Raw genomic sequence first — 17396 nt, forward strand, 5'->3', positions numbered from 1 at the left:
GTATTTATAAGGAGTCAGACCCCTTTATCTATTTATAAGGGGTCTGACTCCTTTATCAGACTCAAAAAGGACTCTCATATGTGTGGAATAGTGGGTGCCATAGCGCGCCGTAATGTATCAAAAATTCTTATCGAAGGGCTTAGCCGTTTAGAATACCGAGGCTATGATTCTTCTGGTGTGGCAATCAACAACGAAGAGGGTGTCTACTCTCACCGTGCCGTGGGTAAAGTACAGGCACTGAAAGACAAGTTTGAAGCGCAACCCCTTGATGGCAAAATGGGCATCGCTCATACCCGCTGGGCGACCCACGGTAAACCTACAGAAGCCAATGCTCACCCGCATTTTTCTGGCGATGATCTGGCGTTAGTTCACAACGGTATCATTGAAAATCACGAACCTTTGCGCCGCGAATTGAAAGAAAAAGGCTATGAATTCAGATCCGAAACGGACACTGAAGTCATTGTCCACCTCATTCACGATGCGATGAAAACACAGCCTGATTTATTAAAAGCCGTGCAAGCCACATTAGCTAAATTACACGGTGCCTTTGCGATTGGCGTGGTGCAGAAAGACGACAACGAGCGTTTTATTGCGGCTCGTAAAGGCAGCCCTTTGGTTGTCGGTGTAGGCATTGAGGAAAACTTTATTGCCTCAGATCAGCTGGCTCTGCTGCATGTGACGGATCAGTTCATCTTTTTAGAAGAAGGCGATATCGCCGAGATCAGCCGTGACAGCGTATTGATTTATGATGCGAAAGGCGAGTTGCAAGATCGTCCGATCAGTGTGTTTAACCACAACATTGACGCCACAGACAAGGGTGAATTTCGTCATTACATGATGAAAGAGATCTACGAGCAACCTAAAGTGATTAGCGCTTGCCTAGAAGGTCGTATCAGTGAAAGTAAAGTCCTGACCAGCTGCTTTGGTGCCGACTCTGCTTTCTTAAAAGAAGTAGAAAATGTCCATATCGTCGCCTGTGGTACCAGTTATCACGCCGGTATGGTGGCAAAATATTGGATCGAAGACCTCGCGGGCTTACCGTGCAGCGTGGAAGTGGCCAGTGAATACCGTTATCGCAAAGTCGCTGTACCGAAAAACACCTTGTTTTTGACCTTGTCGCAATCTGGTGAAACCGCTGATACGCTAGCGGCGTTGCGCATGGCAAAAGAACTGGGCTATTTAACCACATTGGCAATCTGTAACGTGCCATCCAGTACCTTGGTACGTGAGTCAGCGCTGACTTTACTGACTAACGCAGGCCCTGAAATTGGCGTGGCATCGACCAAAGCCTTTACCACCCAGCTAACCGCTTTATTGATCACCAGTGTGGCCATCGCGGTAGAAAATGGATTGTCTGCTGAGCGCGAAAAAAGCATTGTACAAGCCATGCGTTCTCTTCCTGCTTATGTCAATGCTGCCTTGCTTGAAGATGCGCACATTAAGAAAATTGCAGACCGTTTTGCTAATAAGCACAATGCGTTGTTTTTGGGGCGTGGCACCATGTTCCCCATCGCTCTGGAAGGGTCTCTTAAACTGAAAGAGATTTCTTACATTCACGCGGAAGCTTACCCTGCTGGCGAGCTAAAGCATGGCCCATTAGCGCTTGTTGATGAAGATATGCCAATCATTGCCTTGGTTCCGCACAACGACATGCTGGATAAACTTAAATCGAACTTACAAGAAGTCGCCGCCCGTGGTGGAGAGCTATACGTTTTCGCTGACAAAGACACGGATCTGCACAACGAAGAGAATATTATCTTCACCGAAGTGCCAAAAGTAGACAGTTTATTAGAACCAATTGTGCATACTATTCCACTGCAGTTATTGTCGTACCACGTTGCCGTAGTGAAGGGCACAGACGTAGATCAACCAAGAAATCTAGCAAAAAGTGTTACGGTCGAATAATGGCATTTACAAAACCGTAAGGTTGTACAGTGACATTATAGTTTGATAAAAGACATTATAGTTTGATATTTTACAATAATGTTTGATATTTTTTTAGGCCTTCTGCTATGCTCAAAGAGTAAGCAGGAGGCCTAAAATGTTAGATTCTGAGAAATTAGTTGATCCTCAAGATGAGAAGAAGTTAAAAACCAGAGGGATTGGTTCAGGGGAAGACTACGAGCCCTTTATAAAAGTTCACGAAATAAGTAGTACTGGTGAGAGCTATCGCATCCGAGGTCGAAACACATCTAGAGCTCATCATCTTTTATCTCGTCTTGAATTTTCTGCTTTCCTTGTCTTTGACCGCTTCCATCTTACCTACGACATCAAAGAGCAATTTCCTCTACCTGTAGCTGATACTTTGAGTATTTGTTCTCGTTTGGGAATTAAGCACCCCCAAATGCGCAACAAATTAAAAGTCGTTACCACAGACTTAGTTGTGGAGCTGAAAGGCAAACCATCTATTGCTATTGCTGTTAAATACGCCAGCGATTTAGACAATGCGCGTACGATAGACAAACTTCAAATCGAAAAGCTGTATTGGGAAGAACTTGGTTATGAATGGAAACTTTTCACTGATCAAGAGATTCCAGCGATCGTAAAAGAGAATCTTGAATGGCTTCATGCAGCCAGCCAGAATTCACATGACCTATACGGTGAGTTGTCTTTAGAAGATATTTCGACAGTCATTAATCGGTTATCAGGCTCAGAGAAGAAGCTTGCTACAGTTTGTGCTGCTATGGATGACCTATACGAATGCAGTGCCGGCTTTCATATTGGTGTGATTCGTAATGCTGCTGCTGCAAATTTGATTGATGTTCCTTTAGATATTGTATTTAGGAATTGGCGTGCAACGGATGTGTCTATCGTTCTAGACCTAGATTCATTTAAAACTGGATTGTCTGATGTATCTTAATAAAGTATTTCTTGACCATCACTTGGACCATCCAACCCATGTCCGAATTGTTTATGAACATGTCGATTTCTTAATGCTTATCGATATACACGATGAAAAAGCGTGGCCATATCGCGTAAATCTAGATGAGTTCGAAAGTTTGTCACTAGAAGCCGTACCAGATCCAATTTTGTTGGCCACCCCCGAAGCAGGCTCTAAAGCTGAAGAGATAAGAGATCGGGCTTATCGATCCGTAGCTTTATTGTTAACGGACTATTTTGCCTTATTTGATAAAAAGCTGAGGAATCAGAAGATTAAGTCAGTTTTAGAAGCAACGGATGAGTCTAGGCTGTATGTGACTCGACAATTGCGTCGATATTGGCAGAGAGGGCTTTCTCCTGACGCCCTTGCTCCAGACTACACAAAATGCGGTGCTCCTGGACAAAACCGACTAGCAATTCGAAAAACAGGGAGTAAACGCACAGTATCCCATGGAGAGGGACTTGCTATTACTGATGAGATAGCAAGTCTTTTCAAGTTGGCTATTGAAGGCTTCTATTTAGTTAATAATGATGTTGACCTAAAAGGGGCTAGGACAAAGGCGAATGGCTTTATTAGGTCAAAGTACCCTAAAATAAAAAAAGAAGATTTACCCACTTATAGGCAGTTCCGATACTACTACAACAAACACTATGCAAAGCCTCTTGTTGTTCAAGCTCGTACACCATCTATTGAATATGCAAAAGATGTTACACCTAGCCACAGCACTTCCACCACAAATAACTTTGGACCAGGGGCTCGTTATGAGATCGATGCGACCATAGCTGACTTGCACCTTGTTTCAGGCCATGACCCAGACCGAATCGTAGGCCGCCCAATCGTATATAAAGTCAAAGATGTGTTTAGTCGTATGACTGTTGGCTTGTATGTTGGGTTAGAAAATCCTTCTTGGGCAACCGCATCGATCGCCCTCGCGCACGCGTTCTGTGACAAAGTTGAGTACTGTCGTAAATTCGGTGTTGAGATTACTGAAAGTGATTGGCCAAGTATTGGGACCCCTGCAACGATTACCGCTGATCGAGGAGAGTTGCTTGGTAAACACGGAGATATCTTAGTTAACCGATTTGGTATCACTTTATCGAATACCCGAGCATATCGCGGTGATGATAAAGGCATAGTCGAAAAATCATTTCATATGATGCATGTAGATATTCTTCCTTATGTGAAAGGGAAGGTCGAACCTGTAAATGGAAAGAAAAAAGCGGGGAAACGAACAGAGCTATCAGCGAACCTAACGCTTTATGATTTCACGAAAATGGTGATCATCTCTGAAATCAACCGCAATACATCCACCCCATTAGAGGGCTACGACTTTGAATCTGATATGCCCGCAGATTTGGCTGCAATACCTGTAAGGCTATGGCATTGGGGCGTGAAAAATAGAACGGGTGTTTTGAGAGAAGTAGATCCAAAATTCACCCATGTGAACATGTTACCCCATAGCAAAGCTACGATATCTCCTTCAGGCATATGTTTTAAGGGCATGTATTATACCTGTGCAGAAGCAGTTGAACTGGGCTGGTTTCATAAAAATAGATCAGTGCCTCGTCCAAAAAGCATAGAGGTAGCTTACGATCCTCTGAACACCAATGTTCTATATGTGAGACCAGACAATAAGTTCGATAGTGTATGGGAATGCACATTACAGAGTCGAAGCCGAAGATATCAAGATATGAGCTTAGTTGAAGCAATGTCAATTCAATCTGAGGCGAGATCAACATATTCTGAAGCTCAACAAGAAGCCGATTATCAAGCACCAGATCTTCAAAATGAGCTTGAGATGATTGCCCAAGTTGCAGAAAAGAGACAAAAGTCTTCGGATTTATCTAACAGCTCGCAGCGACTAAGTGGAATTCGTAACAATCGACAGCAAGAAAAAGAGTCAGAACGCCAGAAAAATAGAGAGTCCGCTAAGCCGCCTAAGAAGAAGGAGGCAGCGACAGTTACTTCTATCCATTCCGGTAAACAAGTTGAACAGGGGTTCGACTATCCAGATTTGGATGATTTTTAAGGGATAATCACATGGCCGTATTTGAAACAGCGAAATACATAGATGCAGAGATTAAAGAATACGAAGATCATCCATTAATCAATGCTTTACCGCGTATTAATTCGCCAAAAGACACAGCGGAATTGATACGACGTATTCCGGTTGTAAGTCCTGAAGAGGTGGCTCTTCCTGCTCATATCCGTCGACATGCCATGTTGCGAATTATGGATGGTTTTTTATACCCAACAAAAGCGCATCTACAGTTAGAGCAAACGATCTCTACTATGATTCGTCAAGGATATTTGAGTCGAAACATAGCCAATAAAAGCTATCAAGAAACATTGAATCGAACAGAGAAGCTAGCAGATGACAGCCGTAATGCTGGCAATGAAGCCCTAGTGAGCTCTGTAATTGGCTGTTCGGGTGCTGGTAAATCAACAGCCGTTGAAGCCGTCTTGTCTGGCTATCCTCAAGTCATTATGCATTCCTCTTACCAACATGTTCAGATTGTCTGGCTTAAAGTAGAGTGCCCTCATGATGCCTCTGTAAAAAGTCTATGTATCAACTTCTTTCGTGCTCTAGACGAGGCATTAGACAACAACGGACTATATGAAAAACAATACGTAAAACCACGAGCAAATGCTGAAATGTTGCTGGGGGATTTTGCGAGAATTGCCGCTTTGCACTCAATAGGCCTACTAGTTATTGATGAAATTCAGCATTTAGAGCGTTCGAGCTCTACGAATGTGTCTGATCGAATTCTTCGGTTCTTTGTGCAGCTAACGAACACGATTAAGCTACCAATACTGTTTGTCGGGACGCCAAAAGCCTATGAGCTATTTTCTCCTAGTATGCGTTCGGCTAGACGTGCATCACAGTTTGGCAGTATCAACTGGAATCGGTTCAATACCACAGACAGATCCGGTAAAGGCTCTGATTGGGATAGGTTTTTCTCTCAGTTGTGGGCGTTACAGTGGTTCAAGTCACCTCAGCCCCTAACGAAAGAGATTAAAACGCTTTTCTGGGACTACTCTCAGGGCATTGCCCATGTTGCGGTAACACTTTTTTACTTATGTCAGACAAGAGCTGTGACAGTGGGTAGAGAAGTGATCTCCAGAGACTTAGTGGAAACCGTATTCAATGAAGAGCTTCATATGATCAAACCCATGATCAAAGCGCTTCAAAGTGGCCGTGATTCAGAAATACAAAAATATGATGATCTAGAAATACCAAGAGCAAGCATAGTTCAGAACGCAGTGGTTTCTGCTCCAGTAAATGAAAATACGGAGCTTAATAGAGAGGATGAGCATGATTCCCCAGAGCAGACCAAGTTATCTAAGCTGATCAATATGCTTGAGCAAGCGGGTATCGGTGAAGACATTGCACCCACTGTGGCAGAGCAAGCCGTGTCAGAGCTTCCTGACGCCAACTTATTTCAGCTGCTTGCGCATATCAATAACTTGCAGAATAAAGAGCCAGTGCCCCCAGTCAAAGAGAAGCCAAAAGTCGTTAAGCTAAAGCCTAGGTATGTTGAAAACGACCTGCGGTTAATGGTTAACAGTAAAGGTGGCAGTTACAAGACTATGAAGGCTGAAGGGGTTATACTGCAAATATCCGATTATTTATAAACAAGGAATGTTATGGCCTTCAATACCAATAAATTTAATGAAGATAGTCGGGTAAAAATCCCTGCAATTCTTCATCTAATGCGTCTAGGCTACCAATACCTATCACTTAAAGGGCAAAGCTGGGATCTAGACACCAATATCTTCCCTGACGTATTCAAAACGGCTATCGGTAAAATTAACCCTGGTATTGAAGATGCTGAAGCCGGTCGTTTGTTGGAAGATGTCAAACTATTACTTGATAACGAAGACTTAGGCAAAGCCTTCTTTGAGCGCCTGTCAGAGCGTTCAAATACCAAGCTGATCGACTTTGAAAACTTTAATAACAATGCCTTCCATGTTGTCACAGAGTTAACGTGTCAAAACGGAGATGAAGAGTTTCGCCCCGATATCACACTGCTTATCAATGGTATGCCGCTGGTGTTTATTGAGGTGAAAAAGCCCAATAACCGAGAAGGCATTCTGGCCGAGCGAGACCGCATCAACAAACGCTTCCAAAACCCTAAGTTCAAGCGTTTTGCCAATATCACCCAGTTTATGATTTTCTCCAATAACATGGAGTACGACGACGGCGATCCAGAACCTGTACAAGGAGCCTTCTATGCCAGTAGTTCTTACCATAAGCCGGTATTTAACTATTTCCGCGAAGAAGAAATCTTAAACTTAACCGCCTTGCTGAAGCCGGTATCGGATGATGATGAGCTAAAAGTCTTAAAAGACAACAATCTGGAAGTGATCCGCAGTAACCCAGAGTTCCAAACTAACAAGCAGCCCGAGCGTCCAACCAACCGCATTTGTACATCTTTACTCAGCCGTGAACGCTTAGCCTTTATTTTGCGTTACGCCTTAGCGTATGTGTCCGAGTCAGATGGTCTACAAAAGCACATCATGCGTTACCCGCAGTTGTTTGCCACCAAAGCTATTGAACAAAAGCTTAGCGAAGGCGTTAAAAAAGGCATAATTTGGCACACCCAAGGCAGTGGTAAAACCGCACTAACGTTTTATAACGTACGCTTTTTAACCGACTACTTCCAAAAGCAGCAAGTCATCCCTAAGTTTTATTTTATTGTTGACCGCTTAGACTTACTACAACAAGCGCAGCGCGAATTTACCGCCCGTGGTTTGATAGTTTACATCGTCAACTCGCGAGAAGATTTTGCTCGCGACATCAAAGCTACGCAGGTGATCCATAACCATTCTGGCAAGCCAGAAATTACCGTGGTAAACATTCAAAAATTTCAAGACGACCCAGATGTGGTCAGCACTAAAGACTACAACGTCGCGATCCAGCGCGTTTATTTTCTGGACGAAGTACACCGCAGTTATAACCCTAAGGGCAGCTTCTTAGCTAACCTAAGCCAGTCAGACAGCAATGCCATCAAAATTGGCCTAACCGGCACTCCGCTACTGGGTGACGACTACAACTCACGCGTTTTGTTTGGCGACTACATTCACAAGTACTACTACAACGCGTCCATTGCCGACGGCTACACCTTGCGGCTCATTCGTGAGGAGATCAGCACCCAATACAAAATTGAACTGCAAAAAGCCCTCGAAGAAGCCGAAGTGAAAATGGGCGATGTCGATCGCAAACTCATTTATGCCCACCCAAGCTTTGTTGAGCCCATGCTGACTTACATCGTAAACGACTTTGAAAAAAGCCGTGGCGCATTAAACGATACAACCATTGGTGGCATGGTCATTTGCGACAGCTCAGACCAAGCCAAGCAGATGTTTGACATTTTTAATGGCGTTTATGCCGATGCACCTATTCTGCCGCAAGCATCCAATACAAATAGCCGAGTACTCGAGGTCGCCGAGCCTGCGCCAACCAGTTATGCAGAGTCTGTTAAACAAGCACAAAAGGTAAAAAACGCTGCTCTGATCCTGCATGACATCGGCAGCAAAGAAGAACGTAAAAACTGGGTAGAAGACTTCAAAGCAGGCAAAATTGACTTTTTGTTTGTGTATAACATGCTGCTCACCGGTTTTGATGCCAAACGCCTGAAAAAGCTCTACCTTGGTCGGGTGATCCGCAAACACAATTTGCTTCAAGCCCTCACGCGAGTGAACCGTACTTACAAAGATTTTCGCTATGGCTATGTGGTGGATTTTGCCGATATTCGTAAAGAATTCGATGCCACTAACAAAGCTTATTTCGACGAACTACAGTCGGAGCTTGGCGATGAGATGGAGCACTACTCACAGCTGTTTAAATCGCAGGAAGAGATCAAACAAGAGATTGAGCACATCAAAGACGTACTGTTCCGCTTTGATACCGACAACATGGAAGAGTTCTGTAATCAGATCAGCCAGATACAAGACCGCGATACTGTACTGGCGCTAAAAAAAGCCTTAGCCGATGCGCGCAGCTTGTATAATCTTATTCGTTTGCAGGGCGAGTATGACTTTCTCGATGAGCTGGATTTTGCCAAGCTCAACATACTGTATCGCGAAACCAGCAACCATCTGGATTTACTTAACCTTAAAAACGACTTAGAAAGTGGCCAAGACACCAGTAACCTACTCAATCGCGCCTTAGAAGACGTGATCTTCAAGTTTGTAAAAATCGGCGAAGAAGAACTGGTACTGGCCGACAAGCTAAAAAACACCCTGCGCCAAACCCGGGAAGCGCTGGCCAGCAATTTTGACCAGCAAGACCCGAAGTTTACCAGCTTAAAAGAAGAGCTAGAGCGTTTGTTTAAGAAGAAAAACTTAAGCGAAGTGACCCAAGATGAAATGAATGCCAATATCGACGCGCTCAATAAAATTCACGATCGCGTCAAAGAGCTTAACCGTCAAAACAACCAACTGCGCCAAAAGTACTTAGGCGATGCCAAATACACCCGTATTCACAAACGCTTGCAAGAACGCCAGCAAAGCCAAAGCGACATCAGCGAGTCAGAGCGTAAAATTTTTGAGGCACTGGCGGGCGTTAAACAAGATGCCGACGAGCAAGTGCTCAACAACAGCCAAGTGCTAGATAACGAAAGCTACTTTGAACGCCAAATGATGCCGCTGGTAATTGGCCGCTTTATGAAAGAACAGCAGATTAAACTCAACGCCGACGCCTCACGTTACATTAACCACCTTGTCGTCGCAGAATACTTAAAAGAATTTAATACTGGCAGCCAAGCGTGGTAATGCGAGTAAAACTTATTAGGAAGTAAACACTAAAATGGTTGAATTAGAATTTCAGCAAAAAACTAAAACCCTGATTGATAGTTTAAAAAGTATCTGTGCTAACTATGGGTTAGGTAACGACGGTAACGAATTTAAAATCATAACCCAAATTTTCTTGTACAAGTTTTTAAACGATAAGTTTGCCTTTGAAGCGAAAAAGCTCGACGACACAATAGCTAAAGCCGATAAGTGGGAAGAAGCGCTAGTAGCCATGAGCGAAGACGACCTCGACATGCTACAACTGCAAATGGGCGGCGATACGGCACGGCTAAAACCGCAGCACTTTATAAGCTACCTGTTTAGCCAACAAAACGCGCCTGACTTTGCCAAACTGTTTGACGATACCCTCATTGATATCGCCATCACCAATAACGATGTCTTTGCGGTAAAAACCGATAGCGGCGAGAAGACAAAGCTTTTTGATCGGGTGAGTGAATTCATAACCGATACGTCAAAACGTGATAATTTTTGCAAAGCCATTATCAACAAGCTGGTCGAGTTCAGTTTTGAGCGTATCTTCACCCAAAAATTCGACTTCTATGCCACTATCTTTGAGTATCTAATCAAAGACTACAACATCAATTCAGGCGGCAAATACGCCGAGTATTTCACTCCGCATGCGGTGGCGCGTATTATGGCCGAAATTTTAGTGCCACAAGACCAGCGCGGCACTGTGCGCAATGTTAGTTGTTACGATCCATCGGCAGGTTCGGGCACTTTATTAATGAACGTGGCGCACGCCATTGGTGAAAACCGCTGTAGCATTTACACCCAAGATATTTCGCAAAAATCATCCAACCTGCTGCGTTTAAACCTGATTTTAAATAACTTGGTGCACTCCATCCCCAATGTGATCCAAGGTAATACGGTATTACACCCCTACCACAAAGACGGCAAAGAGTTAAAACGCTTTGATTACATCGTTTCCAACCCGCCGTTTAAGCTGAATTTCAGCGATTTTAGGGATGAGCTCGACAGTAATGAGAACAAAGAACGATTTTTTGCTGGTATACCCACAGTACCTAAGAAAGAGAAGGATAAGATGAAAATTTATACTCTCTTTTTACAGCACATAATAACATCTTTGAAATCAACTGGAAAAGCAGCGGTTGTCGTGCCAACGGGCTTCATTACTGCTAATACAGGAATTGACAATAAAATTCTAAAGCACTTAGTTACAAACAAAATGCTGGCGGGAGTGGTCTCTATGCCATCTAATATTTTCGCTACCACAGGCACTAACGTATCCATCCTATTTATCGATGCTAGCAACGATGGCGATGTGGTTTTGGTCGATGCTTCAAACTTAGGCGAAAAGGTCAAAGATGGCAAAAACCAAAAAACCGTATTAACCGCCGATGAAGAACAAAAAATTATTAATGTGTTTAATGCCAAAGAAACCATCGAAGACTTATCTGTGGCGGTGAGTTACGACGAAATCGAAGCCAAAAATTACTCGTTGAGTGCAGGCCAGTATTTCGATGTTAAAATCGAATACGTGGATATTACCCCTGAGCAGTTTGCAGAAAAAATGCATGTAATTACCAGTAACTTAGATAACCTGTTTAACCAGTCTCGTGATTTGGAAACGGAGATTAAAAAACAGTTGGCGGGATTGAAGTATGAATAAATGGCCCATCACAAGCTTAAAAGGGAAGATCAATATTAAGCATGGATTCCCATTTAAGAGCGAATACTTCTCGGATGAAGCGACACAATTCATTGTATTGACGCCAGGAAACTTCTATGAAGAAGGTGGCTTTAAGAGGCAGGCAGGGAAAGAGAAATTTTATACTGGAGATATTCCGGAAGATTACCTACATAAGGCTGGCGACCTAATTGTCGCAATGACCGAACAAGCAGTAGGGTTGTTAGGCAGTTGTGCCAGAGTTCCAGAATCTGGCATTTACTTGCATAACCAGCGGCTCGGGCTAGTCACTACAGTTTCGAAAAAGATACTGAAGGATTACATATACCACCTATTCAAGACTAAGACTGTACGAGAGCAAATTCGACTAACTTCGTCTGGCTCAAAGGTTAAGCACACATCTCCCGAAAGGATATATGACGTAAGGGTTCCTCTCCCAACAGTTTCGGAACAACAGAATATCGTTTCTTTACTTGATACGCTCGAAACAAAAATCGAACTCAACAACCGCATCAACACCGAGCTGGAAGCCATGGCTAAAACCCTGTACGACTACTGGTTTGTACAGTTCGACTTCCCCGACGACTCGCCACAAGGCCAAGGCAAACCCTACAAAACCTCCGGCGGAAAAATGGTCTACAACCCAACCCTAAAGCGCGAAATACCAGCGGGGTGGAGTGATGGAATAATTGCAGACGTCATAGGGAAAGTTCCACAAGCCACGAAAGTTTTAGCAAAAGAGTTTCAAGATAATGGAAAAGTCCCTGTAATTGACCAAAGTCAGTCATATATTTGCGGTTTTACAGATGATGAAACTGCTACGATAAAGCCAGAGTCTGCACATGTGATTTTTGGAGATCATACTAGGGCAGTTAAGCTAGTGAATTTCGACTACGCAAGAGGGGCGGACGGTACACAGGTTCTAGTTGCGAAATCGGACAAGGTACCTAGTTACCTCTTATACCAAATTGTCTCTGATATCGACCTTTCCAGTTATGGGTATGCGCGCCACTATAAGTTTTTAAAAGAATCGAAATGCGTCATTCCTAGGGCTGAAGTTTCTCAGCGTTATCAAAACACTGTAAATCATTGGCATGAGAAAATCAGAGATAACATTTTTCAAAATTATGAGTTAGAGCGACTACGAGACTGGCTTCTCCCGATGCTGATGAACGGACAAGTGACTGTGAAATAATTTAGGGATGGCGATATGGACATTGAAATTAAAGACTGTAACAACATCACGATGGCCAAAGTGGCTATCGTGCCGAATAAGTTGAATATTAAGTTTGCCCCGAATGGAACCGGTAAAAGTACGATTTCTAAGGCCATACAATGTGCTGTAACAGAAGACGAACAAGCGCTTTCTGAACTTTTACCGTTTAAATTTCGCAACGAAAATTTGAATAACACTAAACCTGAAGTGCTTGGTATTGAAAATATCAAAAGTGTTCTCTGTTTTAACGAAGAGTACGTGAATAAGTTTACTTTTAAGCCTGAAGAGCTAGTTAGCAATAGTTTTGATATTTTTATACGTACAGATTCTTATCAAGAAAAAGAGCGAGATATAGAAACATTTACCAGTTTAGTTAAGCAACAATTTGCGAACAACTCAGAACTAGAAGCGCTTATATCAAATTTAAATGAACTGTCACGGGCATTTAAAGTTACAGCTAGTGGTGGTTTGGCCAAAACATCGACCGGTGCGAAGGCGCTCTCTAGTTCAAATAAAATTGACCATATTCCTGAAGGGTTACAGCCTTATCAACCCTTTATTCAAAGTTCGAATTGTGTAAACTGGATTGATTGGCAAGCGAAAGGGCACAAGGAATTTTCTGATTTATCAGATTCTTGTCCATTTTGTACAAGTGATTCGACAAGTAGGAAAGAGCAAATAGCAAATGTAAGTAAAGAATACGATAAAAATTTAATTAAAAATCTTGTGAGTGTTATTGACGTTATCAACAAACTTGGTGAATATTTTTCAGATGTCTCAAAGAACAAGCTAGATGTCATCAAATCGTTAAAAAATGGCCTCGAAAAAGAGCACGAAACCTTCATAGTAACAGTGAAATCACAGATCGACGATCTGGTGGCAAAACTAGAAAAGCTCAAAGGGTTAACTGGGTTTGATTTTTATGAAGGCGAAAATGTCGGGCAAAAATTGCTAGACTATAAAATAGATCTTCAGTTTTTTGATACCTTAAATTCGATTAAAACCAACGAAACAATAACCGTTATTAACCAGTCAATTGATGATCTGATAAAACAGGCTGGCCCGTTACAAGGCAAAATTAATCAACAGCGAACAGAGATACAACGACTTATTAAAAAGCATCAAACGGATATTAATGCTTTTCTTACTTTTGCAGGGTATCGCTATCAAGTTGCAATTGTTGGTGAAGGTGAACAGGCGCAGTTAAAATTACGACATATCGATAATTCAACTCATCTTAGCGGTGGAAGTCAGCATTTAAGTTTTGGTGAACGCAATGCCTTCTCAATAGTGCTTTTCATGTATGAATGCCTAGCTAAAAAGCCTGATTTAGTGATACTTGACGACCCGATATCGTCTTTTGATAAAAATAAAAAATATGCAATTTTAGAGGTGTTGTTTCGCCGAGATGCTAGCGATTGTTTAAAAAGCAAGACAGTCTTGATGCTTACCCATGATGTTGAGCCTATCATTGATACTCTAAGGTCGGTACGTGGGCAGTTTAGTAACCAAGTTTTTGCGTCGTATTTACGCTTGAGAAGCGGAGAAATTACCGAGCAATCCATTTCTAGTGATGATATTAAAACCTTTATCCAGATCTGTGAAAATTTATTTTCATCTACGCAAGACCCAATTATCAAGCTGATATATCTACGCCGAAGATATGAAGTTTTAGGCGATCTTGAGAGTGGATACCAAATCCTATCAAATTTGTTTAAAAAACGAGCTGCTCCAGAAGATTTTCGAATCCCTAGAAATGAAGAAGGACTAAATACGCCGTTATCAACTATTGATTTAAGTGCTGGTATTAATGATATACAACGCTTTATTTCTGAGCTTCCAGTTGATTATCCATCCTTAGTTGCTCTGTTCAGTAATAACGAGAAAATAAATGAGCTGTACCTGCAAAGTAATAATGGCTATGAGAAATTGCAACTGATCAGAATCTTGTTAGATATCGATATGGTTAATAATTCAGTGATTAGAAAATTCATCAACGAAACTTACCATATTGAAAATGAGTTTATATTTCAGCTTGACCCAACACGCTTCGACCTTATTCCCGAATATGTTGTGAATGAATGTGACAAGATACTAGTAGAATTTAGAGAGTTAAACTCGAATGGCTAAAGACCCTACCGCATCATCACATGACTGGCAAAATACCCACAATAACCGCTGTGCCCTGCAATAATGCGAGCAGCGGTGCGGTGTTTTAAGGTGGTATTGTAAACAAGGTATAAGCGATAGCCTTTTTCTAGGTAACGGAGCGCATCATTGAGCGCGACTTGGTTAGCCATGGTGACGAGTTGAGGCAGCAATGGCTGCCAGGTGAGAATAGGAAAAAATCATTTTAATTCAAAGGGTTATTTAGATAATGTCAATACCAAAGTTGGAGTGTCAAAGCTTTTTTATTTCTGCTCTTCAAAAAATAGCCTCTCAATTAGAATTAATAGTTATTTTCATCCTAAAAAAGTATGTGTCTAATTTTTATAGATGATAGGAAATAATCCTCGATTTGAATGATGACATCGTAAACATAGTCAAAGAGGCACATCCAACAAACTCTTGGTCATCGTTTAGAGTGATATCACCAAGGCTAATGTCAGATTCAAGTGATATTTTATGCAAATCACTATTTTGATTAATATTAGTAAAGTTTGATGTATCCAAGCTATCAAGTAGTCTCTCTGTTTTTTGGTAGTTGTAGGACCCAGGGATGGTTTCGTTTAGCCGCTCTGCGTAATCCAATAAATTGGGCTCAGCTAGGATAAACATATACCCAATTATCGTCTGGCTGTTGGTCATTCTGAGAACGCGTCCAAGGATTTGGCGAAAGTAAAGCTCTGTTGTGACATCTGTAAGGTTGCAACAAACTTGCAGTCTTGGAATATCAGTACCTTCGCTGATCATGGCGATACTGATAATCCATTCACTGGTATCTTCGCGAAAGCGATTAATAAGTTCAGGTGAGTCATCCAGCCTATAGGAAACTAACGTGGCTTCTTTACCAAAGTGACCATATAAAATCGATTGGATTTGTAAGGCGTGTTGGTATGACGAAGCGACAATAAGACCACCAGAATTCGGGCTGTTAGTTCTAAGCTTGTCGAGCTTCTGAATGCTAAGAGAAAGCATGTAGGTGATGACTTCAGGCTGCTTTAAAATCATACGGTAACTGACATCACCACTTTCAAGTAACTCTGAAATGTTTTGGTACGTTTTACTTTCGTGACCTTTGCGAACCATGACTTGGTCTGTATCAATCGCTGTAATAAAGGGCACGCGACAGACGCTGTCATTTATGGCCTCATTGAGACCGTAAGAAAAATCACATTGAATGTTGCCTTCGGGATCAGAGTAGCGCGCTAAAGGAATGGGCAAGGTATCTGTTCGCCATGGTGTTCCAGTTAACGATAATGTGTAAGTAGCTAGCTTTTGAATTGTCGAAAGTAGTTGTATTCCCCAAGTATTTGAAGGTGACTCGCCATCACCTGCGCAATGATGAATTTCATCAAAGATCACAAGTACACGACTTAGGCTTAGGTTGCTAAGCAGTTCATTGATATTTGCCATGGAATGATAAGTGAGAGACGTCCCAAGTGCACCTAGCTGACCATTAAATGGTCTTTTTAGAGTGTGCCTGAATGTTTTTTGGATGCTATGGCAGACAACCTTAGAAGGTGAAAAGCAGATAACATAGTCGACCTTGCGCTCATCGAGGAGGGCTTTGGCAACGTAACTTGCCATGATAGTTTTACCTGAGCCTGGGGTGGCAAGGACTAGAGCGTCTGGTTGGTGCTGATATCGTTCTAAAACTTGTTTTATACAGCGTTTTTGCCACTCTCTTAACATGCCTTATCACTCTTCATATTCGTTTCTTGTATCACTTTTTTTAGTGCGTTTAAGCGTCCATAAAGTTGAGTCGACTGTTCTTTTGTTTGATGTAATAGCTTTTGAATGATCTGGCGATTAGCTGGATACTTAGTCAGAAAATCCCTGTAAGCCTCAATTTCACCTAATATCATTTTTAATTCTGTGCTCGTTTTTGCTTCTTCAATTTTAAGTAGAGTCTCTTGTTGTCTGACTTCGTTTTCAGTATGGCAGACATCATTCGGTTTTGAGTCGCATGTTTTTTGATCAAGTAACATAAGCAGTGAATCGCTGAAATGATAGGTTCGAGCGTTGCGTTCCCCGCTGGCCGTTATTAGGTTTTTTGTCGTCAGTATATTAACGTTCTTTGCGATAAATCTGGTTGATTGGACCAAGTTCAATTCGGTTGTACTCGTGGCCAACTGGATAAGTTCCTTTCGCTTGATGCTGGTTCCTTCCACACGTTGTAAGAGTTCTTTGAACGCTTTATTCAAAGAAAATGGTTTAGATGTCATGTTTATGTCTCAAAAAACTGAAAACTTAGGATTGCTAAGTATACAGAAATAAGTAAAACTTAGACAATCTAAGTATGTGAGACTTTAAAGATGAAACCATTTTGTCAGATAACCCAATACCACTGCGGCTCAAGCAAGCTCGCAAAAAGATCGGCATTTCCCAGAAAGAACTTGGGATCAAAATAGGTATGGACGCGAGCTCTGCTAGTGGCCGTATGAATCACTATGAGAAAGGCAGACATGTACCTGATGTGGCGACGCTGAGAAAGATTGCTGCGGAGCTCAATGTGCCACTGAATTATTTCTTTTGTGAAGATGATTTAAGCGCTGAGTTAGCATGTTTAATTTCTAAGCTCGATGATAAGAGTAAGAAAGATCTGATAACAGAGCTGCTCGCCACTAAAGGCAGCGATAGCGCTTAGTTGTATTCATCTTTCACCACAGGGT

At 42.1% G+C, this 17396-nt stretch carries 12 protein-coding genes; 9 read left to right on the top strand and 3 right to left on the bottom strand.

The genetic code is table 11. From position 1 onward, the window contains the following. Positions 1 to 78: 78 nt before the first annotated feature. The 8 genes from glmS (at position 79) to EBI00_RS00435 (ending at position 14691) form a co-directional block, all read left to right on the top strand. The gene (gene glmS, locus EBI00_RS00400) at positions 79 to 1905 is read left to right on the top strand and encodes a glutamine--fructose-6-phosphate transaminase (isomerizing) (protein ID WP_123093961.1); all 1827 of its coding nucleotides are present in this window, start codon (positions 79 to 81) and stop codon (positions 1903 to 1905) included. A 136-nt stretch (positions 1906 to 2041) separates the two neighbouring features. Beyond that, positions 2042 to 2860 carry a TnsA endonuclease N-terminal domain-containing protein gene (locus EBI00_RS00405; RefSeq protein WP_123093962.1) on the top strand — a complete coding sequence of 273 codons (819 nt, stop codon included), beginning with the start codon at positions 2042 to 2044 and terminating at the stop codon, positions 2858 to 2860. Continuing rightward, complete coding sequence (locus EBI00_RS00410) at positions 2850 to 4910, top strand: Mu transposase C-terminal domain-containing protein (protein ID WP_123093963.1); 2061 nt, start codon at positions 2850 to 2852, stop codon at positions 4908 to 4910. Before EBI00_RS00405 ends, EBI00_RS00410 begins: the two co-directional genes overlap by 11 nt. Before the next feature lie 11 nt (positions 4911 to 4921). Next, positions 4922 to 6517, top strand: coding sequence for an ATP-binding protein (locus EBI00_RS00415; protein ID WP_123093964.1), 1596 nt, complete (start codon positions 4922 to 4924; stop codon positions 6515 to 6517). A gap of 12 nt (positions 6518 to 6529) precedes the next feature. Continuing rightward, complete coding sequence (locus EBI00_RS00420) at positions 6530 to 9658, top strand: type I restriction endonuclease subunit R (protein ID WP_123093965.1); 3129 nt, start codon at positions 6530 to 6532, stop codon at positions 9656 to 9658. A gap of 34 nt (positions 9659 to 9692) precedes the next feature. Further along, a complete protein-coding gene (locus EBI00_RS00425) occupies positions 9693 to 11327 on the top strand; it encodes an HsdM family class I SAM-dependent methyltransferase (RefSeq protein WP_123093966.1) in 1635 nt (544 codons plus the stop codon). Beyond that, a complete protein-coding gene (locus tag EBI00_RS00430; RefSeq protein WP_123093967.1) occupies positions 11320 to 12540 on the top strand; it encodes a restriction endonuclease subunit S in 1221 nt (406 codons plus the stop codon). Before EBI00_RS00425 ends, EBI00_RS00430 begins: the two co-directional genes overlap by 8 nt. Before the next feature lie 15 nt (positions 12541 to 12555). Beyond that, on the top strand, positions 12556 to 14691 hold the full coding sequence (locus EBI00_RS00435) for an AAA family ATPase (protein WP_123093968.1): 2136 nt from the start codon (positions 12556 to 12558) through the stop codon (positions 14689 to 14691). 5 nt (positions 14692 to 14696) lie between these two features. Here EBI00_RS00435 and EBI00_RS00440 read toward each other — a convergent pair whose 3' ends face one another. The 3 genes from EBI00_RS00440 to EBI00_RS00450 all read right to left on the bottom strand — a co-directional run bounded on the left by EBI00_RS00440 (position 14697) and on the right by EBI00_RS00450 (position 16949). Then, positions 14697 to 14882, bottom strand: a complete 186-nt coding sequence (locus EBI00_RS00440; protein ID WP_123093969.1) for a hypothetical protein — start codon at positions 14880 to 14882, stop codon at positions 14697 to 14699. A gap of 169 nt (positions 14883 to 15051) precedes the next feature. After that, positions 15052 to 16416 (bottom strand): DEAD/DEAH box helicase, encoded by a 1365-nt coding sequence (locus EBI00_RS00445; protein ID WP_123093970.1) that lies wholly within the window; start codon positions 16414 to 16416, stop codon positions 15052 to 15054. Next, positions 16410 to 16949: a hypothetical protein gene (locus EBI00_RS00450; RefSeq protein WP_123093971.1), complete on the bottom strand. Its 540-nt coding sequence runs from the start codon at positions 16947 to 16949 to the stop codon at positions 16410 to 16412. The genes EBI00_RS00445 and EBI00_RS00450 overlap by 7 nt, the downstream gene beginning before the upstream one ends. A 101-nt stretch (positions 16950 to 17050) precedes the next feature. Between EBI00_RS00450 and EBI00_RS00455 the strand changes: the two genes are divergently transcribed. Next, a complete protein-coding gene (locus EBI00_RS00455; protein WP_241556908.1) occupies positions 17051 to 17371 on the top strand; it encodes a helix-turn-helix domain-containing protein in 321 nt (106 codons plus the stop codon). Positions 17372 to 17396 lie beyond the last annotated feature (25 nt).

The organism is Marinomonas hwangdonensis (assembly GCF_003721245.1).
In the GTDB taxonomy this organism is placed as follows: Bacteria; Pseudomonadota; Gammaproteobacteria; order Pseudomonadales; family Marinomonadaceae; genus Marinomonas; species Marinomonas hwangdonensis.